This is a genomic window from Kitasatospora sp. NPDC058048 (genome assembly GCF_042885555.1).
In the GTDB taxonomy this organism is placed as follows: domain Bacteria; phylum Actinomycetota; class Actinomycetes; order Streptomycetales; family Streptomycetaceae; genus Kitasatospora; species Kitasatospora lactacystinica.
In genome coordinates, this window is the sequence record NZ_JBHVRT010000018.1 from 58,749 (window position 1) to 83,905 (window position 25,157).

The window sequence follows — 25,157 nt, forward strand, 5'->3', positions numbered from 1 at the left end:
GGGGGGGGCCCCTCCTCCGGGCGGCCCCCCGGCGCCGCCCCCGCGGCCGCGGGGCCGGCGGGGGGGGGGGGGGCCCCCCCCGCCCGCGCCCGCCCCCACCCCTCCTCCGTACCGGGCTACTTGAGCTGCTTCAGGCAGAGCACGTAGTCCAGGGCCGGGAGGTTGGGGTGCTTGCTGGTGTACCAGCTGTCCGACTTCGGCTGCTTCTCGCAGACCTTCTCGTCGGAGGTGGCGAGGTACTTGAAGACGATCTTGTACTGCGCCTTGGTGTCGGTGCAGGGCACCACGGTGATCTTCGGGTGGGTGTCGGTGGTCTCGCTGGTGCCGTTCGCGTTGCGCAGGCAGTCGCCGGGGTTGGCCGCGTCCACCTTGCTGTCCGAGTCGGTCGGCGTGGTGACCGGCGGGAACGTCAGCGTCGGGACCGGCAGCGTGAAGGTCGGCGCGGGGATGACCGGTGACGTGTAGGTCGGCTTCGGCAGCGGCATGGGCGAGAAGGTCAGCACGGTGGGGGACGGCGTCGGGTCGGCGACCGGGTCGACCTTCTTCGGGCCGAGCACCCCGGTCGCGGCCAGGGCCACGGTGACCGCCAGCGAGACCGGCACCAGCAGCATCGCGATGTGCGGCCGGCCGGTCAGCGGAACGCCCGGGTTCAGCTGGGGGCCGTGGCTGCCCGGGACGGGCGGCGGCAACTGCTTGAACTTGTTGTGCGGGCCGAGGTTCAGCAGCAGCGTGATCGGGGTCAGCAGCCAGGACACCAGGCTCCACCAGCCCTGGACCAGCGTCCGGGCCGACATGTCGCGCACCGTCGCCGTTCCGCAGGTGCGGCAGAACGGGCCGGTCATCCGCAGCATCCGGTAGGCGATGATCAGGCCCTGGTGGCCGCGGACGGTGGCGTTCACCGCCGGGTAGCCGCCGCAGAACCGGCAGGTGGTCCCGTCCGTCGGCGGCGGCGGGTACCCGTAGCCGTAGCCGTCCGGCGGGGGCTGGACGCCGTACGGCTGCTCGGGCGGCGGCGGGGCGCTCGGGTAGCCGTATCCGGGCGCCGGCGGCGGTGCGCCGTATCCGGGCGCCGGCGGCGGTGGGGGCGGTGCGCCGTAGGAGCCGCCGGAGGCGTACGGGTTGCCGTCGCCCGGTGGCGGGCCGTACGGCATCTGCGGCGGAGGCGGAGGCGGAGCGGACAAGGGGGTCCCCCGGGAAGGAAAAGGAGAGGCGGAAGAGGTCAGGACTTCTTCACCGGCGGGATGCCGGTGGTGGCGGGCGCCAGCGGGCCGAGGCAGAGCACGTACCGCTTCTTGTTCCAGCGGCGGCCGCTCTTGCCCGAGACCGCGCTCGTGGTCTGCGGCGTCTGCTTGCAGCGGGTCACGTCCGTGGTGCCCTCGAACTTCGACAGAACGCGGTAATTCGCTTTGCTGTCAGTGCACTTGACGATCTCGACGTCGCGGGAGCCGCTCGCCCGCACACAGTCCCCGGGCTTGGCGCTGCTGACGCTCGGCCCGGCCACGAAGTAGCCCACGGCCAGCGCCACGCAGCCGCCGACCAGCCCGACGATCCGCAGCTTGGACCGGATGCCGCGCTTGGCGGCCGGCGCGGGCGGCACCGCCGGGGCGGGCTGGGGCGGGCCGTACGGTCCGGCGGGCGGCTGCTGCCCGTACGGCTGCTGTCCGGGGGCCGGCTGTCCGTACGGCTGCTGTCCGTAGGGCGGTTGGCCGGGCGGCTGCTGCCCGTAGGCGGGCGGCTGTCCGTACCCGGGCGGCGGGCCGTAGCCGGGCGGGGTCGGCGGCGCGGGCTGCCCGTAGGCCGGCGGCGGTCCGTACGGCGCGGCCGGCGGGGGAGGCGGTGCCCCGTACGGCGTGGCGACGGGCGGCCCCACCGGGGCCGGGCCGTACGGATTCGGCGGTGTGCTCATCAGTTCGTCCCCCGAGACGGAGTTCTGTCGATCCGACAGGTTCGAGTACCTTAGCGAGTCGGTCGGACGCCGTCGGCCGCGAGTCCCGAGGGTTCCCAGGAGGCCTGGTCACCGGGGGAGCGGGCTCCGGCGGGCGGCGCGCAGGTAGAGGACCGCCGTCAGGGCGTATACCCCGGCGACCCCCAGCACCACCGCGACCGAGCGGCCGGACAGCGGCAGCACCAGCGCCGTGACCAGGGCGGCGGCCACGAAGGCGACGTTGAACAGCACGTCGTAGATGGCGAAGACCCGGCCGCGGTACTCGTCCTCGACCGACTCCTGCACCGCCGTGTCGGCGCAGATCTTGGTGCCCTGGGTGACCACCCCGAGCAGCAGGGCGGCGATCAGGCAGGGCACCAGGGTGAAGCTCAGGCCCAGGGCGGGGACGAAGGCCACGGGGGCGACCAGGCAGGCCGTCATCCACCCGGCCAGGCCCAGCCGACGGGTGCACCAGGGGCTGACCAGCGCGGCGACGAAGAACCCGGCGGCGGACAGACCCACCGCCTGGCCGAGGGTGACCAGCCCGGCCGCGCTGTCGGTCGGGTCGTTGAAGGTGTACCGGGCGAGCATCACCACGACCACGATCAGCACGCCGTAGCAGAACCGGGCCGCGGTGACGGCGGCCAGCGCGTGCACGGCGGGCCGGCAGTCCCGCACGAGGTGGCGCACCGCGGCGCCGAGTTCGACGGCGGCCCGGACCAGTGCCTGGCCGAGCGCCGGGCGGCCCTCGTGCTGCTCCGGGCCGAGCAGGTCGCGGTCCATCCGCCGGGCGGCCAGCGCGGCCGACAGGTAGAGCAGCGCGGCCACCGTGACCAGGGCGGCGTCGGCCTGAGGCCCGGGAGCCATCAGCTGGTGCAGCGCGAAGCCGATGCCCCCGCCCGAGGCGGCGGCGACCGTCCCGAGGGTGGGGGAGAGGGCGTTGGCGGTGACCAGCTGGTCCTGCTCCACCACCCGGGGCAGGGCGGCGGACAGTCCGGCCAGGATGAACCGGTTGAGCGCGGTGACCAGCAGGGCCGAGGCGAAGAACAGCCAGGTCGGTGCCTGCGCCAGCAGCAGCGCGCCGGTGCCCAGGCCCAGCACGAAGCGGGCCAGGTTGCCGAAGTAGAGCACCTGGCGGCGGCGCCAGCGGTCCAGCAGCACACCGGCGAACGGGCCGATGACCGAGAACGGCAGCAGCATCACGGCCAGCACCGAGGCGATGTCGGCGGGGGAGGACTGCTTCTCGGGAGAGAACACCACGTACGCGGCGAGCGAGACCTGGAAGACGCCGTCCGAGAGCTGGGAGAGCACCCGGGCGGTCAGCAGCCGCCGGAAGTCGCGGCCCTTCAGCAGGTCCAGGAGCGTGGCGCGGTGCGCGGACTGGTGGGTGCTGCCGTTCTCGGTGATCGCCACCCGCCCAGAGTGCCATGGAACCGGCCACTGTTTCACGTGAAACATTGGCCGCGAGAACGTGAAGGGCCCACGGTCCGAAGACCGTGGGCCCCTCCTACGGCTGTGCGAGCCGTGAGCGGTCAGCCGCTCAGCGCTCGACCTCGCCGCGGATGAACTTCTCGACGTTCTCGCGGGCCTCGTCGTCGAAGTACTGGACCGGCGGGGACTTCATGAAGTACGAGGAGGCCGACAGGATCGGGCCACCGATGCCGCGGTCCTTGGCGATCTTCGCGGCGCGGACGGCGTCGATGATGACACCGGCGGAGTTCGGGGAGTCCCAGACCTCCAGCTTGTACTCCAGGTTCAGCGGGACGTCGCCGAACGCGCGACCCTCCAGGCGGACGTACGCCCACTTGCGGTCGTCCAGCCAGGCCACGTAGTCCGAGGGACCGATGTGGACGTTCTTGGCGCCCAGCTCGCGGTCGCGGATCTGCGAGGTGACGGCCTGGGTCTTGGAGATCTTCTTGGACTCCAGGCGCTCGCGCTCGAGCATGTTCTTGAAGTCCATGTTGCCGCCGACGTTCAGCTGCATGGTGCGCTCGAGGATGACACCGCGGTCCTCGAACAGCTTGGCCATCACGCGGTGCGTGATGGTGGCGCCGACCTGGGACTTGATGTCGTCACCGACGATCGGCACGCCGGCCTCGGTGAACTTGTCCGCCCACTCCTTGGTGCCCGCGATGAACACCGGCAGGGCGTTCACGAAGGCGACCTTGGCGTCGATGGCGCACTGGGCGTAGAACTTGGCCGCGGCCTCGGAACCGACGGGCAGGTAGCAGACCAGGACGTCGACCTGCTGGTCCTTGAGGACCTGGACGACGTCGACCGGAGCCTCGTCCGACTCCTCGATGGTCTCCAGGTAGTACTTGCCCAGGCCGTCGAGGGTGTGGCCGCGCTGGACGGTCACGCCGGTCGGCGGCACGTCGCAGATCTTGATGGTGTTGTTCTCGCTGTTGCCGATGGCGTCGGCCAGGTCGAAGCCGACCTTCTTGGCGTCGACGTCGAAGGCGGCGACGAACTCCACGTCACGGACGTGGTAGTCACCGAACTGGACGTGCATCAGCCCGGGGACCCTGCCGGCCGGGTCGGCGTCCTTGTAGTACTCGACACCCTGCACCAGCGACGCGGCGCAGTTGCCCACGCCCACGATGGCTACGCGAACCGAACCCATTCCGGTTGCTCCCTGTGATCTCATGAGGACCGCCGGGGTCGGCGGAACTCGTCCTGCTTCTTCGATGACTGCATGTACGGGCGCGAGGCGCCCGATCCTGCCGCGCGGCACAGGGCTGGCGCGGTGTCAGCGCTCCTGGGCGGAGCGCCCCGGGCGGTCGTACGGTGGCCCGGGCGGGTCCTGGGACCCGTCCTCCTGGCCACGGCCGTCCGAAGTCTTGTGGGGGCCGGCGGCGGGGCCGCCGGCGTCGGAGCCGGTCCGACCGGTGCGGTTGGACCGCTCGGTCTCGATCAGCTCGTTGAGCCAGCGGACCTCGCGCTCCACCGACTCCAGTCCGTGCCGCTGGAGTTCGACGGTGTAGTCGTCGAACCGCTCGCGGGCGCGGGCCAGCGAGTTGCGCATCCGCTCCAGCCGCTCCTCCAGCCGGCTGCGGCGCCCCTCCAGGACGCGCATCCGCACGGCCCGGTCGGTCTGGCCGAAGAAGGCGAAGTGCACGCCGAAGTGCTCGTCCTCCCAGGCGTCCGGGCCGGAGTCGGCGAGCAGTTCCTCGAAGCGCTGCTTCCCCTCGGCGGAGAGCCGGTAGACGATCTTGGACCGCTTGCCGTTGAGCGCGGTGGCCGGGACGTACTCGACGTCCGGGTTGTCCTCGACCAGGAAGCCCTGGGCGACCAGGCTCTTCAGGCAGGGGTAGAGCGTTCCGTAGGAGAGCGCCCGGAACGTGCCGAGCAGGATGTTCAGCCGCTTGCGCAGCTCGTAGCCGTGCATCGGGGCGTCGTGGAGCAGTCCGAGGACGGCGAACTCCAGCACTCCTGAGCGTCTGCCCATCGCCTTCGTCCTCCTCCCTCTCGGTGTCCGTCCGGCCGCCGCATCCGGCGGTATTCCGCTTCGATGTATCGGCTCGATATATCGAGAACAGTAAACCCGGCCCTCGGAACGAGCAAGGGGGGCACGCGTGAATGTGATCACAAGCCGACGCGCAGGTGAGGTTGGCAACGGGCTTGTAATGATCTGTTGCCGTTTTGCGGGCATTGGCAACTGATGTCCGATTAGTTGTATATCCGTGCTGCGTACGCTGTCGCGTGTGCACGAGGACCACCTCCGGGATCAGGGCGGTTGGCGGGCATCGGACGTGAACCCTGCCTTCAGGCTGGAAACGCCTGGCGAGGAGTGGCTGGAAGATGAGCGAGCGACGGCGAAGGACGCCCAACCCGGGCGGTGACGGGCAGCAGCCCCCGGGAGGCGGCGGCCGTCGGGGAGGTGGGTCGGAGCCCGACGAGCTGAGCTCGGACGGCGTCGGCCGACGCCGCCCCTCGGGGGTGAGGGAGACCGCACAACAGCCCCGGATGACCCGTGCGGAGATGCGCAAGGCTGCCCAGAAGAAGGGCAAGGGGGGCGGCCGGCGCGGTGACGCCGCGGCCTCCGCCGCCGTGGCCGCGAGCCCCGGCAAGAAGCGCTTCATCGACTACCCGCGGTTCGGCAAGAGCGGCATCCGGCGCTGGCTGCCGTCCTGGAAGCAGTGGCTGAGCGGCTTCCTGCTGGTCTTCGGCTGCTTCGTCGGCCTGGTGTTCTACCTGTACCAGAGCACCAAGGTCCCGGAGCTGAACGATCTGGTGCAGAACCAGAACACGATCTACTACTGGGCCGACAGCACGGAGATGACCCGCAAGGGCCAGACCAACCGTCAGATCGTCGAGCTCAAGGACATCAGCCCCAACCTCCAGAACGCCGTCATCGCCGCGGAGAACAAGAGCTTCCAGACCGACAGCGGCATCGACCCCAAGGGCATGCTCCGCGCCGTCTGGAACATGGCGAAGGGGGGTGAGACCCAGGGCGCCTCGACGATCACCCAGCAGTACGTGAAGAACGCCTACCTGAGCCAGGAGCAGACCCTCAGCCGCAAGGTGAAGGAGTTCTTCATCACGCTGAAGATCAATCAGGAGAAGAAGAAGCCCGAGATCCTCACCGGCTACCTCAACACCAGCTGGTTCGGCCGCGGCGCGAACGGCGCCCAGGCGGCCGCCCAGGCGTACTACGGGGTGGACGCCAAGGACCTCAACGTCTGCCAGAGCGCCATGCTGGCCGGTCTGCTCAAGGGTGCGGCGTACTACGACCCCACCAACCCGGACAACAAGGAACGGGCCCAGGGCCGGTGGAGCTGGATCCTGGACCAGATGGTGGACACCAAGGCCATCACCCCGGACGAGCGCGCCAAGTGCAACGTGTTCCCGGACCCGATCCCGCAGAAGCCCAGCTCCAACATGAACGGTGAGATCAGCTACCTGGTCGACACCGCCAACAAGTACGTGATGGCCACCGACAAGTCGATCACCCCGCAGATGATCGACCGGGGCGGCCTGAAGATCTACACCACCTTCGAGAAGGACAAGGTCGACGCGCTGAAGAGCGCCGTCGACGCCGTCAAGTCGGAGAACCTCAACCCGCAGAAGCGGCCGGACAACGACACCAACATCCAGTTCGGCTCCGCCAGCATCCGCCCCGGCGACGGCGCGATCGTCGCCCTCTACGGCGGCGACGGCGTGGAGAACGGCCACTTCGACAACAACGCCGACGCCACCGGCGTCCAGGTCGGCTCGACCTTCAAGCCCTTCGTGCTGGCCACCGCGATGCAGACCGGCGTGCAGACCGCGAAGGACGACAAGGGCAAGCCGAAGCGGATCAACGCCGACAGCCGCTACCTCGCCGACGACATGTCCGAGATCCGCAAGGCGGACGGCTCGCTGGTGATCGGAGACGACGGCAAGCCGTACCGGCAGAAGAACGAGGACTCCGGCAAGCGCGGCTACGTCTCGCTGCGGATGGCCATGCAGTACTCGTACAACGTGCCCTTCGTCCAGCTGAACCAGGACGTCGGCGGCCAGAACGTGGCCGACATCGCGGTGCAGATGGGCGTCAAGAAGGAGAGCCTCGCCGACCCGAAGACGGCGACCTTCCCGCTCGGCACCTCCACCATCAGCCCGATCCGGATGGCCACCGCCTACGGCACCCTGGCGGCCAGCGGCAAGGAGGCCGAGCCGTACTCGGTCACCAAGGTCGAGGTGAGCGGCGTGGAGCGGCCGGGCTTCGGCAAGAAGGAGCCCAAGGTCGCGCTGGAGCCGGCCGTCGCCGACAACGTCACCGACGTGCTGGTGAACGTGGCCGTGAACGGTACCGGTAAGAAGACGAAGGACCTGGGCCGCCCGGTGGCCGGCAAGACCGGTACCACCGACCAGAACAAGTCGGCCTGGTGGGTCGGCTACACCCCGCAGCTGGTGACCAGCGTCGCGATGTGGCGCGAGGACCCGACCAAGCACGAGCGGCAGTCGCTCAACGGGACCGGCGGCAAGGAGTCCATCCACGGTGGTGACATCCCGACCGATGTCTTCACCCGGTACATGAGGGCCGCGCTGGCCAACGAGAAGAAGATGGACTTCCCGACCCCGCAGCCGGTCGGCACCGAGGTCGACTCCTCCGGTGCGCCGTCCACGGCCTCCGCGGCGGCCACTCCGACCACGGCCGACACCCCGACGGCCCCGGCGCAGCCCCAGTCGCAGGCGCCGCAGCCGCCGGTGCAGCCGCAGCCCACCCAGACCTGCGTGCCCGGCGTGGACTGCCCCGGCGACCAGCCCAGCCCGTCGAGCACCAGGAACCCGCACCCGGGCAACAGCTGTCTGCCGTTTGTCGGCTGCCAGACGCAGCCCCCGGGACCGACGGACAGCTCGTCGCCGGGCGGCGGCGGAAAGCCGGGCGGTGGCGGAAAGCCGACGCCGAGCAGCACCGGCGGCGGCCAACAGGGCGCGGCAGCCGGGCAGTAGTCCGGTCCCGGCTCGACCCCGAACGGCGGTGGCGGTCCTCCTCGGAGGGCCGCCACCGCCGTTTTCGTCCGGATCACCGCCGTTTCCGGCCCGGCCGTCGCGTCGCGACCGGCGGGCCGCCCGCCGGGCGGGGGCGCGGACCGTTGCGGGGGCCTCCTCGTCCCGACGGGATCGGTGCGGCAGGATGTCCGGCATGACGTCGAGCGATCGTGACGAAACCGCCGGCCCGGTCGGGTCCGGCGCCGCCGCAGGGCCCCTCCCGGCAGCCGTCGCCACGGCCGCGCCACCGGTCAACACCGTGGTCGTCCCGGCCGACGAGGACCCGGTGGCGGCGGCCGGCAGCGAGGTGTTCGGCGGGCCGCCGGGCCGCCGGGCGCTGCTCGGCGTCTCCTGGTGGATCCCGGCGCGCTTCCTGGCGCTCGCGGTGATCGTGGTGTCGGTGCTCGGCATGGTGCAGAAGCTGCCCTGCTACGAGCAGGCCTGGTTCCAGCCGGGCTCGCCGCAGTACATCCACGCCTGCTACAGCGACATCCCGCACCTGTTCTCCGGACGCGGCTTCGCGGCCGGGCTGCACCCGTACGTGGACCGCATCCCGGGCTCCTCGGGGGACCTCCAGTACCTGGAGTACCCGGTGCTGACCGGCCTGTTCATGCAGGTCGCGGCCTGGCTGACGCCCGGCGGCGGCGACCAGCAGAGCCAGGAGCAGTGGTTCTGGGCGATCAACGCCGGGCTGCTGATGGCCTGCGCCGTGGTCGCCGCGGTGGCGCTCTCGCGCACCCACCGGCGCCGCCCGTGGGACGCGCTGCTGTTCGCGCTCGCCCCGGTCCTGCTGCTCAACGGCACCGTCAACTGGGACCTGCTCGCGGTCGCCCTGGCCGCCGTGGCGATGGCCTGGTGGGCCGGTGCCCGGCCGGGCTGGGCCGGTGTCTTCATCGGTCTGGCCACCGCGGCCAAGCTCTATCCGCTGCTGCTGATCGGCCCGCTGCTGGTGCTCTGCTGGCGGGCCGGCAGGTGGCGCGAGTTCCGGGTGATGCTGGGCGGCGCGGTCGGCGCCTGGCTGGTGGTCAACCTGCCGATCATGGTGGCCAACTGGCGGGGCTGGTCGACCTTCTACGTGTTCAGCAAGCACCGCGGCGAGGACTACGGCTCGTTCTGGCTGATCCTGATGCAGCGCCGCGGCGCCGGGCTGGCCGACCTCGACGTCTACATCGGCGTGCTGATGGTGCTGGGCTGCCTGGCCATAGCGTGGCTCGGCTTCTCGGCCGCGCGCCGGCCGCGCTTCGCCCAGCTGGCCTTCCTGGTGGTCGCGCTCTTCGTGCTGGCCAACAAGGTGTACTCGCCGCAGTACGCGCTCTGGCTGCTGCCGCTCGCGGTGCTGGCCCGGCCGCGCTGGCGGGACTTCCTGATCTGGCAGGCCTGCGAGGTGCTCTACACCCTGGGCATCTGGTCCCACCTGGGCCTGGTCACCGGCTCCAAGCAGCACGGGATCAGCGAGGGCTGGTACCACTTCGCGATCGGACTGCACCTGCTGGGCACGCTCTACCTGGTCGCCCTGGTGGTCCGCGACGTCCTCCACCCGGACCGCGACCCGGTCCGCTGGGACGGCAGCGACGACCCCTCCGGCGGGGTGCTGGACCACGCCCCGGACGTGTCCGTGCTGGGCACCGCCCGTCGGCTGCGCGAGGAGGAGAGCTACGCCGCGTACGCGCCGGCCGGCCCCGGGCAGTGGCTCGACGAGCCCGAACTGCCGGAGCCGGCCGAGAAGCCGTAGCTCAGCGGTCCACCACGCGGTCGAAGTGCGTGGTGGTGTGCCGGACCTGGAGACCGAGCTCCTCGCCGATCGCGGGGGGCGTGGTCTCCCCGTCCAGGAACAGCAGCGAGACCTGCATGTGCGGCGGCTCGGCGAACCACAGCTGCTTGCCGGCCCAGTGGAACGGCGACTTGGTCTTGTTGACCGTCGCCAGGCCGGCCCGGGCGATGCCCTTGGCCCGCGCCCCCATGCTCTGGACGTACTTGGGCGCCTCCAGGCCGATGCCGTGCGCGGTGCCGCCGGCGACCACCAGGATGTGGCCGTCGGAGGGCGCCGGGTGCTGGCGGTAGCCGTAGCGGTCGCCCTTCCGCAGCTGGGTGACGTCCAGGACGGTGGCCCGGACCTCCAGCGCGGCGTGGTCGCCCAGCCAGAGCCGGGTGCCGATCCGGGCCCGGAAGACCGTCTGCGGGTAGCGCTGGGCCAGCTGGTCCAGGCCGGCCGCGCCGAGGTGGCTGACGAACACCGTGTGCACCGGGATGCCGGCCGCCCGGGCGGTGTCCACCCAGTACGCGACCTCCTCGACGGTGTTGGAGCCGTCCGGCCGGTCCATCGGCAGGTGCAGCGCCAGGCCCTCGAAGCTCACGCCCTCCAGCTCGGCGGCGACGGTGCGCAGGTCGTCCGCGCTCACGCCGTGCCGGCGCATGGTGGTCATGCACTCCAGCACCACCCGGGCGCCGTGCAGCGCGCGCAGCGCGTCCACGCTGGCCACCGTCCGGATCACCCGGGCGTGCGGCAGCGGCAGCGCCTCCTCGCCGACCCGGTACGGGGTGAGCACCAGCAGCTCGCCGCCGTACCACTCGGCGGCGTCGGCCGCCTCGTACGCGGTACCGACGGCGAGCACCCCGGTGCCCAGCAGCGTCGCCTCCTCGGCCAGCCGGTGGTTGCCCAGGCCGTAGCCGTTCCCCTTGGCGACCGGCACCAGGCCGGGGAACTCGGCGAGGACGGAGCGCTGGTGGGTGCGCCAGCGTTCGGTGTCGAGGTAGAGCGACAGCGTCATCGGGGCAGCCTCCTCAGCGGCGGGACATGTAGAGGTCGAGGGCCTTGTGCAGCAGCTTGTTGAGCGGGAAGTCCCACTCGCCGAGGTACTCGGCCGCCTGGCCGCCGGTGCCGACCTTGAACTGGATCAGACCGAACAGGTGGTCGTCCTCGTCCAGGGTGTCACTGATGCCGCGCAGGTCGTACACCCCGCCGCCGAGGGCGTAGGAGTCGCGCATCATCCGCCACTGGATGGCGTTGGACGGCTTGACCTCGCGCTTGTGGTTGGCCGAGGCGCCGTAGGAGTACCAGACGTGCTCGCCGACCACGAGCATCGTGGTGGCGGCCAGCGGCTCGCCCTGGTGGTAGGCGATGTAGAGCCGCATGCGGTTCGGGTCCTCGGCCACGAGGGCCTTCCACATCCGCTGGAAGTAGGCCAGCGGGCGCGGGGTGAACTTGTCGCGCTCGGCGGTGACCAGGTAGAGCTGGTGGAAGATCGGCAGGTCGTCGTAGCCGCCCTGGACGACCTCGACGCCGCTCTTCTCGGCCTTCTTGATGTTGCGGCGCCAGAGCTGGTTGAAGTTCTTGTGGATGTCGTCCAGCGAGCGGTTGGCCAGCGGCACCTGGAAGACGTAGCGGGGCTGGACGTCGCCGAAGCCCGCGCCGCCGTCCTCGCCCTGGAGCCAGCCGGCCTTGCGCAGCCGGTCGGCCACCTCGAAGGCGCGGGCCTCGTACCAGTCGGCCTCGACATCGCGCAGCCGCTTGGCCTGCTTGGCGGCGATGGCCTCCTTGATGGTGGGGGCGTTCCAGCGGCGGATGACGATCGGCGGGCCCATCTTCACCGAGAACGCGCCCTGCGACTTGAGGTGCGCCAGCATCGGGGAGAGCCAGCGGTCGAGGTCGCGGTCGAACCAGTCGATGACCGGGCCCTCGGGCAGGTAGGCGAGGTAGCGCTTGAGCTTGGGCAGCTGGCGGTACAGGACCAGGCCGGCGCCGACGAGCTGGTTGGCCTCGTCGAACCAGCCGATCGACTCGGACCGCCACTCGGCCTTCACGTCACCCCACGACGGCACCTGCATGTGGCTGGCCGAGGCGCGGCTCCTGATGAAGGCGAGGTGCTCCTCGCGGGTGATCGTCCTCAGGCGCAGGCTCATTGCTCGGTGCTCCTCGTCGGTCGGGCTGCGGTGGCCCCAGTTCTCGGGCTTGACCCTATCGTCCGGGGCTCGCGCACCCGTCGTGGTGGGCACGACGGCGCCCCCGCCGGGTACCTGTCTCCTCTGCAGATACGCGACGGGGGCGGCGAGGGTTCCGGGCGGGCCCTGTGGGCTCGGTCCCAGTGGCGGCGGCGCGGGGCGGGCGCGGGGGAGGGGTCAGCCCCAGAGACCGCCCCGGGCGATGCCGAGGTAGAAGCCGAGCGCGGCGGCGCCGAGCGAGACCATCAGGACGAAGCGCTCGGCGGTGGTGACCGAGACGAACATGCCCCACAGGCCCGTGACGATGCCGAACAGGCCGGTCCACGAGGTCAGCAGGTGCAGGTTGTGGAAGAACGAGGTGGTGAACGCGATCACGCCCAGCAGGGCGGTGACGCCCACCAGGGTGTTCTCGCGGGGGTGCGGGTGGCCGTCGGTGTTCAGCGTGAGGGCGGGCATGCGGTGGACGGACTGGGCCATGGGTCCCACCTCCTGGCGTGGAGACGAACGGGCAGGAATCCCGTTCCGTCCAGATTGCGGTGCTTGGGTCGCTCTCACAACCCCTATGCGTTTTGTTCGGCCGTCCGGGTGCAGGTAGGCTGTGCCGTCTGCACTGGTGTAGTTGTGCCCCCCTTGCGTCCGCTTCCGGGCGACGACCACTTTCGGGTGGAGCAGGGGGCCGACTGTCCGACCCGGCCGCTACGGTGGGCCGGAGTCGTCACTGCTCCGGTGCCGACGCTACGCACAACCCTCCTGCCACGGAGAGACCGTGGCCGCTGAGTCCAAAGGAGGTGGGTTACTCATGCGTCACTACGAGCTGATGGTCATCCTCGACCCCTCGGTCGAGGAGCGCGCTGTCTCCCCCCTGATCGAGAGCTTCCTCGCTGTCGTCCGCAACGCGGGTGGCAAGGTGGAGAAGGTCGACACCTGGGGTCGCCGCCGTCTGGCTTACGAGATCAACAAGCAGTCCGAGGGCATCTACTCGGTCATCGACCTCAAGGCCACGCCTGAGGTCGTCAAGGAGCTCGACCGCCAGCTGGGCCTGAGCGAGTCGGTTCTGCGGACCAAGGTCCTGCGCCCGGACACCCACTGAGCCACCTCTGAGGCCTTCGGGTCTCGGGTAGCTCGCGTCCGCTGTTTCACGTGAAACAGCGACGAACGGACATCTTCCCGAGAGGTCATCACCACCATGGCAGGCGAGACCGTCATCACCCTCGTCGGCAATCTCGTCGACGACCCCGAGCTGCGCTTCACCCCGTCGGGTGCGGCGGTCGCGAAGTTCCGCATCGCGTCCACCCCCCGCACCTTCGACCGTCAGACGAACGAGTGGAAGGACGGCGAGAGCCTCTTCCTCACGTGCAACGTCTGGCGGCAGCCGGCGGAGAACGTGGCCGAGTCGCTGCAGCGCGGCATGCGCGTCATCGTGCAGGGCCGACTGCGCCAGCGGTCTTACGAGACCAAGGAAGGCGAGAAGCGGACGGTCTTCGAGGTCGAGGTCGACGAGGTCGGCCCGAGCCTGCGCTCGGCGACCGCCAAGGTCACCCGGGCCAACCGGTCCGGCGGCCCCGGTGGCGGCTTCGGCGGCCAGCAGGGTGGCGGCCAGCAGGGCGGCGGTAACTGGGGCGGCGGCGGTGGCGGCCAGCAGGGCGGCGGCAACTGGGGTGGAAACTCCGGTGGCGGCCAGTCCGGTCCCTCCGACGACCCCTGGGCCTCCAGCGCCCCGTCCGGTGGAAACCAGGGCGGCGGCTGGGGTGCCCCGTCCGGTGGTAGCGGTTTCTCGGAAGAGCCCCCGTTCTAAGAGCTGACAGATTTCGTGCGGCCCGGCGGCCGGCGTCCCCGGACGCCCGCCGGGCCGTGAACCCCAAATGGAGCACACAATGGCGAAGCCGCCTGCTCGCAAGCCGAAGAAGAAGGTTTGCGTCTTCTGCAAGGACAAGGTCAACTACGTTGACTACAAGGACACGAACCTGCTGCGGAAGTACATCTCCGACCGCGGAAAGATCCGTGCCCGTCGGGTGACCGGCAACTGCACCCAGCACCAGCGTGACGTCGCCACGGCCGTGAAGAACAGCCGTGAGATGGCGCTGCTGCCCTACACCAGCACCGCGCGCTAAGAGAGGGTGACCAAGTAATGAAGATCATCCTCACGCACGAGGTGCCGGGTCTCGGCTCCGCCGGCGAGGTCGTCGAGGTCAAGGACGGCTACGCCCGCAACTACCTGGTCCCGCGTGGCTTCGCCATCCGCTGGACCAAGGGTGGTCAGAAGGACGTCGACGCCATCCGTCGCGCCCGGAAGATCCACGCCATCCAGACCCTTGAGGCCGCCAACGAGGTCAAGGGTCAGCTCGAGGGCGTCCAGGTCAAGCTGGCCGTCCGCTCGGGCGAGGCCGGCCGCCTGTTCGGCTCGGTGACCCAGTCCGACGTCGTCGAGGCCATCAAGGCCGCCGGCGGCCCGGCCGTGGACAAGCGCGCCGTCGCGATCGCCTCGCCGATCAAGACCGTGGGCTCCCACAAGGTCTCGGTCAAGCTGCACTCGGACGTCGTGGCCAACCTCGACGTCGCCGTCGTGGCTGCCTGAGCTCCGTAGCCAAGGCCCGAGGGCCGGACTCCTCCGGGAGTCCGGCCCTCGGTCATTTCCGGACGGGACCCCCGCGGGAGTCCCGTCCGGAGCCGTTTCAGCCGCGCACCGCCCCGGTGACCAGCCACTTGCCGCCGCGGGCGCGCCAGGCCAGGAAGCCGGCCCGCAACAGCATGAACAGGTTCATCGCCCACCAGAGCCCGGCCAGTCCGGTGCCGGTGGCCGGGACCGCCAGGGCCACCGGGACGAACACCGCCAGGGTCGCGAGCCCCGCCCACGCCAGGTACGGCCCGTCCCCGGCGCCCATCAGCACGCCGTCCAGCACGAAGACCAGGCCGGCCACGGGCTGGGTGAGCGCGAGCAGCAGCAGGGCGGTGTCCAGCTGGGCCCGGACGGCCGGATCGGGCGTGAACAGCGGGACGTACAGCGGGCGGGCGAGGACCACCAGCAGGCCGAGCACCAGCCCGGAGACGATGCCCCACTCGACCATCCGCCGGGTGGCGGCCCGGGCGCCGGGGGCGTCCGAGGCGCCGAGGCAGCGGCCGATGATGGCCTGGCCGGCGATCGCGATGGCGTCCAGCGCGAAGGCCAGGAAGTTGAACAGCGCCATGGTGATCTGGTGGGCGGCCACCTGGTCGTCGCCGAGCCTGGCGGCCACCGCGGTGGCGGTCATCAGCACCGCGCGCAGGCTGATCGTCCGGACCAGCAGCGGGCCGCCGGCTCTGGCACTGGCCCGGATGCCCGCCGTGTCCGGCCGCAGCGAGGCCCCCTCCCGGCGGGCGCCGCGGACCACCACGACCAGGTAGGCGGCGGCCATCCCGGTCTGGGCGAGCACGGTGCCCCAGGCCGACCCGGCCACCCCGAGCCCGGCGCCGTACACCAGGCCGACGTTCAGGCCGATGTTGGCGGCGAAGCCGGCGACGGCCACCACCAGCGGTGTGCGGGTGTCCTGGAGGCCGCGCAGCACACCGGTGGCGGCCAGCACCATGAGCATCGCCGGGATGCCCAGGGAGCTGATCCGCAGGTACGTCACCGCGTGCGGCGCGGCGGTCGCCGAGGCGCCCAGCGCGTCGGCCGCCCAGGGGGCCAGCACCAGGGTGAGGAGCACCACCGGGACGGCCAGGCCCAGGGCGAGCCAGATGCCGTCGATGCCCTGCTGCACGGCGCCCCGGCGGTCTCCGGCGCCGATCCGGCGGGCGACCGCCGCGGTGGTGGCGTAGGCGAGGAAGACGAACACGCCGGTCGCGGTGGAGAGCGCGGCGGAGGCGACGCCCACCCCGGCCAGCTGGGGGGTGCCGAGGTGGCCGACGATCGCCGAGTCGGCCATCAGGAAGAGCGGTTCGGCGACGAGCGCGCCGAAGGCCGGGACGGCCAGGGCGAGGATCTCCCGGTCGTGCCGGCGTCGCGAGGGAGCCGGGGCCGGGGTCGTGGGCGAGGCGGTCATGGGCTCCAGGCTACTCATCCACAGGTAATGGATGTAAGTGCTATGTGACCATTACTCGAAATCTTGAGCGGTGCGGTTCGCCCGCTCTGTGCCCACAGCCGTTCGGAGGTGTGTGAAGAATTTCTCATGCACAGGCCCGGAACGAGGTAATCCCAGGTCAACAGGTTGACGGTGGATCGATGGTCCGGTTATCCACAGGAACGTCCACAGGGGTGTCCACAGCTTTGCGGCAGTTCTCCACAGGAGAGGGCCGGTCATCCACACCCCCTGTGGATAACCGCCTTGGCGCAACGGCGTCCGGCGCCTTAGCGTGGGCCCTCCGCCCGACACTCCCGCCGCACCGGCGTCCGATTTGTCGGAGCCGTGGCGTACAAAGAGGAGCGGATCCGCTCCACCCAGCCACCGGCAAGCCCGCTCCAACTTCGCACCACTCGCTGATCGGGGAACACGCGTGACCGGCCCCCAGTACGACGACCACGACGCCCCGCCGCCGGAGGAGGAGTGGCAGACCGCCGAGGACCCCTTCCCGGCCGGCGCCTTCGACGACGCGCCCTTCCCGGACGGCCCGGGGGACCGGCTGCCGGTCTCGCGCGGCCGCGGCGAGGGACGTCAGGGCGGTGGCCGCGACGGCTTCCAGAAGGGCGGCTTCCAGAAGGGCGGCAAGGGCGGCCGGCAGCGCCGGGACGAGGGCGACGGCGACGGCGGGGCGGACGGCTTCGAGCGCGTCCCGCCGCAGGACCTGGCCGCCGAGCAGTCCGTCCTGGGCGGCATGCTGCTCTCCAAGGACGCCATCGCCGACGTGGTCGAGGTGCTCAAGCCGGCCGACTACTACCGGCCCGCGCACGAGATGGTGCACGGCGCGATCCTCGACCTCTACGCCCGCGGCGAGCCGGCCGACCCGATCACCGTGGCCGGCGAGCTGACCAAGCGCGGCGAGCTCCAGCGGGTCGGCGGCGCCTCGTACCTGCACACCCTGGTCAACTCCGTCCCGACCGCGGCCAACGCCGAGTACTACGCCCAGATCGTCCACGAGCGCGCGGTGCTGCGCCGGCTGGTCGAGGCGGGCACCCGGATCGCCGGCATGGGCTACGCGGCCGAGGGCGACGTGGACGAGATCGTCAACGCCGCCCAGGCGGAGATCTACGCCGTCACCGAGCAGCGCACCAACGAGGACTACGCGCCGCTCGCCGACATCATGGAGGGCGCCCTCGACGAGATCGAGGCGATCGGCTCCCGGCAGGGCCAGATGTCCGGCGTGCCGACCGGCTTCGCCGACTTCGACGCGCTGACCAACGGCCTCCACCCCGGCCAGATGATCGTCATCGCGGCCCGCCCCGCCATGGGCAAGTCCACCCTCGCGCTGGACTTCGCGCGGGCCTGCTCGATCCAGCACAAGCTGCCGAGCGTCATCTTCTCGCTCGAAATGGGCCGCAACGAGATCGCCATGCGCCTGCTCTCCGCCGAGGCGCGGGTGGCGCTGCACCACATGCGCTCCGGGAACATGACGGACGACGACTGGACGCGGGTGGCCCGCCGGATGCCCGACGTCAGCGAGGCGCCGCTGTTCATCGACGACTCGCCGAACCTGTCGATGATGGAGATCCGGGCCAAGTGCCGTCGGCTGAAGCAGCGCAACGACATCAAGCTGGTCGTCATCGACTACCTCCAGCTGATGCAGTCCGGTGGCTCCCGGCGGGCCGAGAACCGTCAGCAGGAGGTCTCGGACATGTCCCGTAACCTCAAGCTGCTGGCCAAGGAGCTGGAAGTCCCGGTCATCGCGCTGTCCCAGCTGAACCGTGGTCCCGAGCAGCGCACCGACAAGCGGCCGATGGTCTCCGACCTCCGCGAGTCCGGCTCGATCGAGCAGGACGCCGACATGGTCATCCTGCTGCACCGCGAGGACGCCTACGAGAAGGAGTCCCCCCGCGCGGGCGAGGCCGACCTGATCGTCGCCAAGCACCGAAACGGTCCGACCGCGACCATCACGGTGGCCTTCCAGGGCCACTACTCGCGCTTCGTCGACATGACCCGGGACTGAGCCCGGAGCGCGAGGGGGGCCGGTCAGACGGTGACGGTGGCGCGGAACAGCGTGCTGCCGGTGCCGCTCAGGCGGGTCGGGGCGCCGGTGGCGGGGAGGAAGGCGCACTGGCCGCGGGCCAGGTCCAGGACGGTGCCGTCGGCGGCGGTCAGGCGGGTGGCGCCCTCGGTGCAGAGCAGGATCTGCGGGGTGCGGCCGTCGATCCGGCGCTCCGTGCCGTCCAGGACGAAGCGGGAGAGCCGGAACTCGTCGATCGGGACGGGGTAGAGCTCCTCGCCCGGGGTGCCGGGGACCGGGGCCGGTTCCAGCGCCTCGGGGGCGCCGGCCTCGAAGACCACGACCTCCAGCAGCTCCGGCACGTCGATGTGCTTCGGGGTGAGGCCGGCCCGCAGCACGTTGTCGGAGTTGGCCTGGAGCTCCACGCAGACGCCGGACAGGTAGGCGTGCGGCACCCCGGCGCCCAGGTAGAGCGCCTGGCCGGCCCGCAGCCGGACGTGGTTGAGCAGCATGCCGGCGATCACGCCGCGGTCGTCCGGGAAGTCCTCGGCGATCCGGGCGTACGGGGCGTACTCCCCGTCGGGGTCGGTCAGCGCCAGCACCTCGACGGTCCGCCGGACGGTCTCCCCGTCCAGCGAGAGGGCGGCGGTCAGGGCGCCGCGCAGCGCCTCGGACTCTCCCCCGGCCTTCGGCCGGGAGGTGCCCCCACCGGCGGCCAGCCGCTCGATCACGGGGGCGAGCCCGGGCACCGCGAGTCCGGTCAGCAGCCGGGCCGCCCCGGCGGGCCGGCGGAAGCCGCACAGGCCCTCGAAATCGCCCAGCGCGCAGACCATCTCGGGCTTGTGGTTGGCGTCCCGGTAGTTGCGCTCGGGGGCGTCCAGGGGGATCCCGAGGGCGTTCTCGGCGGCGAAGCCGGCCCGGGCCTGGTCGAGGGTGGGGTGGGCCTGGATGGACAGCGGGATGCCCGCGGCCAGGACCTTGAAGAGGAACGGCAGGGCCGGGCCGAACCTGGCGACGCTCGCGGCGCCCAGTTCGCCCTCGGGGTCGGCGGCGATCAGCTCGTCCAGCCGGCGCGGGCCCTCGCCGCGGTCGGCGCGCGACGGTGCCCCGGGGTGGGCGCCCATCCACAGCTCGGCCTGCGGTTCACCGGTCGGCCGCTGCCCGAGCAGCTCGGGCAGGGCGGTGAGCGACCCCCAGGCGTACGGGCGGACGGTGTTGACGAGCCTGTCCATGCGCGCGGTCCTACTCCTTCGCTGTCTGGGCGGCCCCGGGTGTTCCGAGTCCGGATCGCCGGGACGCTCCCGGCGGTGCGGGCGGTCCGGGCACGGGCAAGGGAAACGACCCTAGCCGACCGGTGTCACCCAACGGGAAACGGCGGGCATCGGGTGGGAGTGCCGCGGTCGGGCGGGTGGTTCCCGGCGCGGTAGTAGGATGCCAGGACGCAGTAGCCTCCGCCCTGCGCGCAGTTCGCCACCGGGTCCCCCCGGCGGGTTGCCGGCGGAGCCGCGTTCCAGAGTGCGGGCGCCGGTGTTCCGAGACCCCCGCCATCGGCCGAGAGGTTTGTACGTGACCGTGAACCAGCAGAGTTTTGCTGATCTCGGCAAGGTCCTGGTGATCATCCCGACCTACAACGAGGCGGAGAACGTCGAGCGGATCGTCGGCCGGGTCCGTGCCGCCGTGCCCGAGGCGCACGTGCTGGTCGCCGACGACAACAGCCCCGACGGCACCGGCGAACTGGCCGACAAGCTGGCCGTCGAGGACGAGCACGTCCACGTCATGCACCGCAAGGGCAAGGAGGGCCTGGGCGCCGCCTACCTCGCGGGCTTCCGCTGGGGCATCGACAACGGCTACGACGTCCTGGTCGAGATGGACGCGGACGGCTCGCACCAGCCCGAGGAGCTCGACCGGCTGCTGGGCGCGCTGCGCGGCGCCGACCTGGTGCTGGGCTCGCGCTGGGTGCCGGGCGGCCGGGTGGTGAACTGGCCGAAGTCGCGGCTGCTGCTCTCGCGCGGCGGCTCGACCTACTCGCGGCTGATGCTGGGCGTGCCGATCCGGGACGTCACCGGCGGCTACCGGGCGTTCCGCAAGGAGACCCTGCTGGGCCTGGGCATGGACGAGGTCGCCTCGGCCGGGTACTGCTTCCAGGTCGACCTGGCCTGGCGCACGGTGAAGGCCGGGTTCAAGGTCGCCGAGGTGCCGATCACCTTCGTCGAGCGCGAGCTCGGCGCGTCCAAGATGAGCCGCAGCATCGTGGTCGAGGCACTGTGGCGGGTGACCACCTGGGGCGTCACCGACCGGCTGGCCCGGCTGCGCGGCGCCCGGCGCTGACCGACCGGACAGCCCTCCCGTGCCCGAAGGGCCCGTCCGCCGGAACCGGTGGCCGGGCCCTTGCGCATGTGCCGCCCGGAGCGCGGTGTGACGTGGAGCGGAGGCGCGCCCCGCCGGGCGCGCCTTCCGCGCATTCGGCCGCCGGTGCTCCCATGCTGTAGGGCGCAGGACATCCGACCGCCGACCAGAGGGAGCAGCCCGTGACGACGTCCCCGTCCGAGGAGAGCGCCGGCGCGGAGCGTGCCCAGGTCGGGCCGCCGGAGGCCGGACAGCCGGCCCGGCCGCTGGAGGTCGCCGTCTTCACCGGCCCCGAGTCGGCCTTCTTCGCCACCTCCACCCTGATCCTCGGCGAGCGGACCGCGATCCTGGTGGACGCCCAGCTGACCCGCAGCGCCGGGCGCGAGCTGGCCGAGTGGGTCGCCGGCAAGGGCAGACGGCTGCTCGCGGTGGTGGTCACCCACCAGCACCCGGACCACTACTTCGGCGCCGAGGAGGTGCTGCGGCTCTTCCCCGACGCGCAGCTGCTGGCCGCCCCGGCCGTGGTCGAGGGCATCCGGCGCACCGTCGCCGCGAAGGTCGCGCAGTGGAAGCCGGTGTACGGCGACGACATCCCGGACCACCCGCTGATCCCCGCCCCGCTGCTGCCGCAGCCGCTGATGCTGGACCGGCAGGTGATCCCGGTGCTGCTGCTCGGCCAGGCCGACTGCGGGGACTCCACGGTCGTCCACGTGCCGAGCGTCCGCACCGTGATCGCCGGGGACTTCGTCCACAACGGCACCCACGTCTGGACCGCCGACACCACCCCGGCCCAGCGCACCACCTGGGGGCACAACCTCGGCCGGATCGCCGACCTCGGCGCGGACCGGGTGATCGCCGGCCACCGCGCCCCGGGCCAGGGCGACGACGCCGCCCGGGTGCTGGCCTTCACCGGCGAGTACCTCCAGGACTTCGACCGGCTGCTGGCCGAGCACCCGGACGACCCGGAGGCGCTGGTCACGGCGATGAACGAGCGGTACGGGGAGCTGACCCTGCCGTCCATCCTGGAGCTGGGCGCGGCGGCCAACACCGCCCGCGCGGCCGGGGCCGCGCCCGGCGCGGAGGCGCAGGAAGCGCAGGAAGCGCAGGAAGCGCAGGACGCGCAGGAGGCGCCGGAGCGGCCGGAGGACGACGGGACCGCGGCGCGGTAGGGCGGATACTGGCCGCATGACGCCGTACGACGTGATCGTTCCGGCGGGCGGGGCCGCCCGGCGCCTCGGCGGCGCCGACAAACCCGGGCTGACGGTCGGCGAGACCACCCTGCTGGACCGGGTCCTCGCCGCCTGCGCGGGCGCCCGGACCGCCGTCGTGGTCGGCCCGGCCCGGCCGACCGTGCTCGGCGGCGTCCACTGGACCAGGGAGCGGCCGCCCGGCGGCGGACCGGTGGCCGCCGTCGCGGCCGGGCTCGGCCTGGTCACCGCGGACACCGTGCTGCTGCTCGCCGCGGACCTGCCCTTCCTGGACCGGCGGACGGTGGAACGGCTGGTCGCCGCCCTCGACGGGGCCGGCGCGGCCGCGGACGCCGCCGTGCTGGTCGACGCGGGCGGCCGCGACCAGCCGCTCGCCGCCGCCTACCGCACCGGCCCGCTGCGCGCCGCGCTGGCCGCGCTCGGCGATCCGGCCGACCAGCCGCTGCGCCGCCTGGTCGGCGGGCTGGCCCGGCTGCGGGTGGCCGACACCGACAACGTCGCCTACGACTGCGACACCTGGGAGGACCTGGAGCAGGCCCGCGAGCGCGACCGGACGTGATCCTCACCGGCACCGTCACCGGCGTGTGAGCGAAACGACGCGCGCCGCACACGGGGCGAACACCTCGGCGAACCGGCCATCGGGCAGCATGGGCGCATGGAGCGCACGCTGGATGACTGGATCGCCGAGGTCAAGGCCGACCTGGGCATCGACCTGGACGTCGACGTCCGTGGTCTGCTCGACACGGCCCGGGTGGTCGCGCACGGAGTGGCCCGGCCGGCCGCACCGCTGACCGCCTTCCTGATCGGCTACGCGGCCGCCCGGCAGGGCGGCGGGGAGCAGGCCGTCGCCGAGGCGGCCCGGCGGACGGAGGCGCTCGCCGAGCGCTGGGGCGCCGCCGAGCGGCCGGACGAGTCGTGAGCGCGGTCGGACAGTCCACCGTGGCCGCACCGTCCACCGGTCCCGGCGTGCTGAGCTGGCCCCGGGCCCGGGAGACCGCGCGCCGGGCCGGGCTGCGCCCGCTGCCCGGGGTCCGGGCCCCGCTGGCCGAGGCGCTCGGCCGCACCCTCGCCGAGCCGCTCTCCGCGCTGACCGACCTGCCCGCCTTCGACACCTCCGCGATGGACGGCTGGGCGGTCGCCGGCCCCGGTCCGTGGCGGGTCGCGGGCCGGGTGCTGGCCGGCCGGGCCGAACCGGCCGCGCTGGCCGACGGCACCGCCGTGGAGATCGCCACCGGTGCCCAACTCCCGCCCGGAGCCACCGCCGTACTGCGCCGTGAGCACGGGCGGGCGGACGGCGTGCTGCTGCACGACCGCGGTCCGCAGCCGCTGACCACCGGCCAGGACGTCCGCCCGCGCGGCCAGGAGTGCCGCCGGGGCGAGGAGTTGCTGCCGTCCGGCGTTCCGGTCGGGCCGGCCGTGCTCGGCCTGGCCGCCGCCTGCGGCCACGACCGGCTGCCGGTCCACCGCCGCCCGGAGGTCCAACTGCTCGTCCTGGGCGATGAGTTGCTCACTGCCGGGGTACCCGGTCCGGGGCTGGTCCGGGACGCGCTCGGGCCGCTGCTGCCGCCCTGGCTGCGGGCGGCCGGCGCCGACCCGGCCGAAGTGGGGTACGTCCGGGACGACTTCGGGCTGCTCCGGGACGCGCTGCGGCACTCCACCGCGGACCTCGTGGTCACCACCGGCGGAACCGCCGCCGGGCCGGTCGACTTCCTGCACCGGGCGCTCGCCGACGTCGGCGCCCGGCTGCTGGTGGACGGCGTCGCCGTCCGGCCGGGCCACCCCATGCTGCTGGCCGAACTCCCCGGCGGACGCCACCTGGTGGGCCTGCCCGGCAACCCGCTGGCCGCCGTCGCCGGAACGGTCACCCTCGCCCTGCCGCTGCTGCACGCCCGCAGCGGGCGGACCGTCGGCGCCCCCGTCCTCGCCCCGGCCGCGGCGGCCCTGCCCGGGCACCGGACGGACACCCGGCTCCACCCGGTCCGGCGGACCGCCGAGGGCGTCCTGCCGCTGGCCTTCGACGGACCGGCGATGCTGCGCGGGCTCGCCCGGGCCGACGCGCTGGCCGTGGTGCCGCCCGGCGGGGCGGCGGCGGGGGAGCCGGTCGAACTCCTGGAGGTGCCGTGAACCGATTCCGACGCAACCTGGCCCCGGGGACGGAGCCGTGGGCGGACGCCGGGATCGTGCTGCCCGCCCGGCGGGCCGATCCCGCCGTCCGGCAGGTCGGCTTCCGGCTGCTGCTGGCGCTCGCCGTCCTGGTCGCCACCTCGTTCATCGTCTATGTGGACCGGGCCGGCTACAACGACAACGCCGGGGGCGAGCTCAGCTTCCTGGACGCGGCGTACTACGCCACGGTGACGCTCTCCACCACCGGGTACGGCGACATCACCCCGTTCAGCGACAGCGCCCGGCTCACCAACATCTTCGTGATCACCCCGCTGCGCGTGGTGTTCCTGATCATCCTGGTCGGCACCACCCTGGAGGTGCTCACCGAACGGACCCGCCTGCAATGGCGGTTGAACCGCTGGAGGTCCACCGTGCGCGAGCACACCGTCGTCATCGGCTACGGGACGAAGGGCCGCAGCGCCGTCGACACCCTGCTCGGACAGGGGGTGAAGAAGGAGGAGATCGTCGTCGTCGACCCGCAGCGCAAGGTGATCGACCACGCCGCCCAGCACGGCCTGGTCGGGGTGGTCGGCGACGCCACCCGCACCGACACCCTGGTGCGCGCCGCGCTGCCCACCGCGGCCCGGGTGGTGGTCGCGCCGGAGCGGGACGACACCGCCGTGCTGATCACGCTGACGGCCCGGCAGCTGAACAAGGCCGCCACCGTGGTCGCCGCCGTCCGGGAGGACGAGAACGCGCCGCTGCTGCGGCAGAGCGGGGCCGACGTCGTGGTCACCAGCTCCAGCTCGGCCGGACGGCTGCTCGGGATGTCGATGCTCAGCCCGCACGCCGGGGCGGTGATGGAGGACCTGCTGACGTACGGCAACGGGCTGGACGTGGTGGAGCGCCCGGTCACCCGGGCGGAGGCCGGGCACAGCCCGCGCGAGTGCGCGGACCTGGTGGTCGCGGTGGTCCGGGGCCGACGGGTGCTCAACTACACCGAGCCGGAGGCCGCCGTGCTCCAGCTCACCGACCGGGTGATCGTCATCAAGTCCAGTACGGTCCTGCCGACCGGCTGAGCCGTACCGCGCAACCGCCCCGGCCCCGCA

Annotated in this window: 21 protein-coding genes and 1 pseudogene; 12 read left to right on the top strand and 10 right to left on the bottom strand. The window is 72.3% G+C overall.

Annotation, left to right across the window (positions count from 1 at the left end; all coding sequences use genetic code 11):
* Positions 1 to 116 precede the first annotated feature (116 nt).
* The 5 genes from ACFVVA_RS20310 to ACFVVA_RS20330 all read right to left on the bottom strand — a co-directional run bounded on the left by ACFVVA_RS20310 (position 117) and on the right by ACFVVA_RS20330 (position 5,372).
* Positions 117 to 1,181 carry a hypothetical protein gene (locus ACFVVA_RS20310; RefSeq protein WP_387691305.1) on the bottom strand — a complete coding sequence of 355 codons (1,065 nt, stop codon included), beginning with the start codon at positions 1,179 to 1,181 and terminating at the stop codon, positions 117 to 119.
* 38 nt (positions 1,182 to 1,219) lie between these two features.
* Entirely contained in the window at positions 1,220 to 1,906 is a 687-nt protein-coding gene (locus ACFVVA_RS20315; protein ID WP_387691307.1) for a hypothetical protein, read from the bottom strand.
* Between the two features lie 108 nt (positions 1,907 to 2,014).
* A complete protein-coding gene (locus ACFVVA_RS20320) occupies positions 2,015 to 3,337 on the bottom strand; it encodes an MFS transporter (RefSeq protein WP_387691309.1) in 1,323 nt (440 codons plus the stop codon).
* A gap of 127 nt (positions 3,338 to 3,464) precedes the next feature.
* Positions 3,465 to 4,547, bottom strand: a complete 1,083-nt coding sequence (locus ACFVVA_RS20325) for an inositol-3-phosphate synthase (RefSeq protein WP_387691310.1) — start codon at positions 4,545 to 4,547, stop codon at positions 3,465 to 3,467.
* Between the two features lie 126 nt (positions 4,548 to 4,673).
* Positions 4,674 to 5,372 (bottom strand): PadR family transcriptional regulator, encoded by a 699-nt coding sequence (locus ACFVVA_RS20330; protein ID WP_359909483.1) that lies wholly within the window; start codon positions 5,370 to 5,372, stop codon positions 4,674 to 4,676.
* Between the two features lie 518 nt (positions 5,373 to 5,890).
* Between ACFVVA_RS20330 and ACFVVA_RS20335 the strand changes: the two genes are divergently transcribed.
* A complete protein-coding gene (locus tag ACFVVA_RS20335) occupies positions 5,891 to 8,359 on the top strand; it encodes a transglycosylase domain-containing protein (RefSeq protein ID WP_387691312.1) in 2,469 nt (822 codons plus the stop codon).
* 193 nt (positions 8,360 to 8,552) lie between these two features.
* Positions 8,553 to 10,130, top strand: coding sequence for a glycosyltransferase family 87 protein (locus ACFVVA_RS20340; protein ID WP_387691314.1), 1,578 nt, complete (start codon positions 8,553 to 8,555; stop codon positions 10,128 to 10,130).
* Position 10,131: 1 nt separating this feature from the next.
* Here ACFVVA_RS20340 and ACFVVA_RS20345 read toward each other — a convergent pair whose 3' ends face one another.
* The 3 genes from ACFVVA_RS20345 to ACFVVA_RS20355 all read right to left on the bottom strand — a co-directional run bounded on the left by ACFVVA_RS20345 (position 10,132) and on the right by ACFVVA_RS20355 (position 12,814).
* Positions 10,132 to 11,166, bottom strand: a complete 1,035-nt coding sequence (locus tag ACFVVA_RS20345; RefSeq protein WP_387691316.1) for an alanine racemase — start codon at positions 11,164 to 11,166, stop codon at positions 10,132 to 10,134.
* 13 nt (positions 11,167 to 11,179) lie between these two features.
* Positions 11,180 to 12,298, bottom strand: coding sequence for a peptidoglycan bridge formation glycyltransferase FemA/FemB family protein (locus tag ACFVVA_RS20350; RefSeq protein WP_359909471.1), 1,119 nt, complete (start codon positions 12,296 to 12,298; stop codon positions 11,180 to 11,182).
* 216 nt (positions 12,299 to 12,514) lie between these two features.
* Complete coding sequence (locus ACFVVA_RS20355; RefSeq protein WP_359909468.1) at positions 12,515 to 12,814, bottom strand: hypothetical protein; 300 nt, start codon at positions 12,812 to 12,814, stop codon at positions 12,515 to 12,517.
* Positions 12,815 to 13,136: 322 nt separating this feature from the next.
* Between ACFVVA_RS20355 and rpsF the strand changes: the two genes are divergently transcribed.
* The 4 genes from rpsF (at position 13,137) to rplI (ending at position 14,912) form a co-directional block, all read left to right on the top strand.
* Complete coding sequence (rpsF, locus tag ACFVVA_RS20360; protein WP_188298654.1) at positions 13,137 to 13,427, top strand: 30S ribosomal protein S6; 291 nt, start codon at positions 13,137 to 13,139, stop codon at positions 13,425 to 13,427.
* A 96-nt stretch (positions 13,428 to 13,523) separates the two neighbouring features.
* Positions 13,524 to 14,132, top strand: a complete 609-nt coding sequence (locus ACFVVA_RS20365; protein ID WP_359909464.1) for a single-stranded DNA-binding protein — start codon at positions 13,524 to 13,526, stop codon at positions 14,130 to 14,132.
* Between the two features lie 79 nt (positions 14,133 to 14,211).
* Positions 14,212 to 14,448, top strand: a complete 237-nt coding sequence (rpsR, locus tag ACFVVA_RS20370; protein WP_030059640.1) for a 30S ribosomal protein S18 — start codon at positions 14,212 to 14,214, stop codon at positions 14,446 to 14,448.
* A 17-nt stretch (positions 14,449 to 14,465) separates the two neighbouring features.
* Positions 14,466 to 14,912 carry a 50S ribosomal protein L9 gene (gene rplI / locus ACFVVA_RS20375; protein WP_387691319.1) on the top strand — a complete coding sequence of 149 codons (447 nt, stop codon included), beginning with the start codon at positions 14,466 to 14,468 and terminating at the stop codon, positions 14,910 to 14,912.
* A 97-nt stretch (positions 14,913 to 15,009) separates the two neighbouring features.
* Here rplI and ACFVVA_RS20380 read toward each other — a convergent pair whose 3' ends face one another.
* On the bottom strand, positions 15,010 to 16,356 hold the full coding sequence (locus tag ACFVVA_RS20380) for an MATE family efflux transporter (RefSeq protein ID WP_387691321.1): 1,347 nt from the start codon (positions 16,354 to 16,356) through the stop codon (positions 15,010 to 15,012).
* Between the two features lie 577 nt (positions 16,357 to 16,933).
* Here ACFVVA_RS20380 and dnaB point away from each other — a divergent pair.
* Positions 16,934 to 18,394, top strand: a complete 1,461-nt coding sequence (dnaB, locus tag ACFVVA_RS20385; protein WP_387691450.1) for a replicative DNA helicase — start codon at positions 16,934 to 16,936, stop codon at positions 18,392 to 18,394.
* A gap of 23 nt (positions 18,395 to 18,417) precedes the next feature.
* On the opposite strand, the gene manA is transcribed toward dnaB, so the two are convergent.
* A complete protein-coding gene (manA, locus tag ACFVVA_RS20390) occupies positions 18,418 to 19,623 on the bottom strand; it encodes a mannose-6-phosphate isomerase, class I (RefSeq protein ID WP_387691323.1) in 1,206 nt (401 codons plus the stop codon).
* A 334-nt stretch (positions 19,624 to 19,957) separates the two neighbouring features.
* Here manA and ACFVVA_RS20395 point away from each other — a divergent pair, with 334 nt between their 5' ends.
* From ACFVVA_RS20395 to ACFVVA_RS20415, 5 genes and pseudogenes are all read left to right on the top strand, one after another.
* Complete coding sequence (locus ACFVVA_RS20395; RefSeq protein WP_380353374.1) at positions 19,958 to 20,719, top strand: polyprenol monophosphomannose synthase; 762 nt, start codon at positions 19,958 to 19,960, stop codon at positions 20,717 to 20,719.
* A gap of 200 nt (positions 20,720 to 20,919) precedes the next feature.
* On the top strand, positions 20,920 to 21,906 hold the full coding sequence (locus ACFVVA_RS20400; protein WP_387691325.1) for an MBL fold metallo-hydrolase: 987 nt from the start codon (positions 20,920 to 20,922) through the stop codon (positions 21,904 to 21,906).
* A 16-nt stretch (positions 21,907 to 21,922) separates the two neighbouring features.
* A pseudogene (locus ACFVVA_RS20405) lies at positions 21,923 to 22,864 on the top strand (NTP transferase domain-containing protein).
* Positions 22,861 to 24,069 (top strand): molybdopterin molybdotransferase MoeA, encoded by a 1,209-nt coding sequence (locus tag ACFVVA_RS20410; RefSeq protein ID WP_387691327.1) that lies wholly within the window; start codon positions 22,861 to 22,863, stop codon positions 24,067 to 24,069. The pseudogene ACFVVA_RS20405 and the gene ACFVVA_RS20410 overlap by 4 nt, the downstream one beginning before the upstream one ends.
* A complete protein-coding gene (locus tag ACFVVA_RS20415; RefSeq protein ID WP_387691328.1) occupies positions 24,066 to 25,127 on the top strand; it encodes a potassium channel family protein in 1,062 nt (353 codons plus the stop codon). The genes ACFVVA_RS20410 and ACFVVA_RS20415 overlap by 4 nt, the downstream gene beginning before the upstream one ends.
* The last annotated feature ends 30 nt before the right edge of the window (positions 25,128 to 25,157 follow it).